This window comes from Wolbachia endosymbiont of Pentidionis agamae, assembly GCF_036711655.1.
GTDB lineage: Bacteria > Pseudomonadota > Alphaproteobacteria > Rickettsiales > Anaplasmataceae > JAZHPY01.
The window spans coordinates 1-1,192 of record NZ_JAZHPY010000136.1; the positions used below are offsets into that span (position 1 = coordinate 1).

General features: G+C 36.7%; 1 protein-coding gene and 1 pseudogene. Both read right to left on the bottom strand.

Features of this window, described 5'->3' with window-relative positions:
• Positions 1 to 87: 87 nt before the first annotated feature.
• A complete protein-coding gene (locus V6U76_RS05315) occupies positions 88 to 978 on the bottom strand; it encodes an aminoglycoside phosphotransferase family protein (RefSeq protein ID WP_333024102.1) in 891 nt (296 codons plus the stop codon).
• Positions 975 to 1,192: pseudogene (locus V6U76_RS05320) on the bottom strand (phage tail protein); the annotation flags it as partial. The pseudogene V6U76_RS05320 and the gene V6U76_RS05315, both read right to left, overlap by 4 nt.

Consider the following 1,192-nt stretch of genomic DNA (forward strand, 5'->3'; position numbering starts at 1 on the left):
CTGGATGATAAACTTCACATGTTTGAATTGCCGGTATTTCTTCCTTTAGCGTAGCACAAATTGCTTTATGTAAATTATTCCAAAATACTACCATAAAAGATTTTCATTTAAAACATCATTAATAATTCTCTGTTGTTCTATAGCTTCTTTACTGCTCTTATCTTTGAGCGACATTATTGTAATAAGAGCTTTCCATAATGCCCAACCACGTGCTCTAGCCCATGTATCAGAATCCAAGCACAGATTTAATCTGAAAATCTCTCGGCTTTCATTTCTCAAAAACGTCCAAGCAATCACTAAATCACATGCTAGATCCCCCATACCCATACAACCAAAATCAATTATTGCTGTTAAGCATTTTTCTTTTACTATAATATTACTACTTGCAAGATCACCATGGACCCATACTGGACTTCTATCCCATTTTGAACTTATTGCTCTCTCCCAAACAGCTATTGCAGTTTTAGTATCAACACAGCCCTGTAATTCCTTAATGGAAGATCTCGTCTCTACATCATAAATTTTGACATGACCACCACGCCAGTAGTTATGAAGTCCAGCATTAGGGCCTCCTTCAGCATCAATCTTATGTAACTCTTTCAAAAACTGAGCCAATTGAACAGCAATGGTTCGTAGATTGAAGTCGTCTATACTTAGCATATTGGCACTTTTTCCTTCTATCCACCTATATATTGACCAATTCCACGGATAATTCTTTGAAGGTTGTCCCATTGCTAGCGGTTCAGGAATAGACAATGATAAATGTGGCGCTAGCACCTTCAGCAATTTTTGTTCTTTCAAAACTTGTAGAGCATAATTTTCAGCACTTGGCAGTCTTATCAACATTTCTTTACCCAAACGAAAAGTTCTATTGTCTACACCGCAGAATTCAACTGGTCTAATATGTAAATGAGCCCACTTTGGAAATTGCTGTTCAATGAGCTCTGTAACAAGTGGCAAAGTAACTTGACAATTCATAAATTAAATACGTCCAATTCACGGCGGAAATATTTCTCAAACACTTTTTCAGTGTCATAATTAACAAGCTCTTTTATTATTTTTGATGCCTCAGGCTCAAGTGGTAATTTTATTTCTTGTATCGGCAGCGCAGTTCTTCCTTCACGTTTAAAAATACCCTTATATCCTCTTGGCATTGTTGCCATAAATGCTCCCATAAGTTGGTGCTTTCCAA

Coding starts and splice junctions, on each gene's coding strand:
- V6U76_RS05315 (WP_333024102.1), bottom strand. CDS start 978: ATGAATTGTCAAGTTACTTTGCCACTTGTTACAGAGCTCATTGAACAG.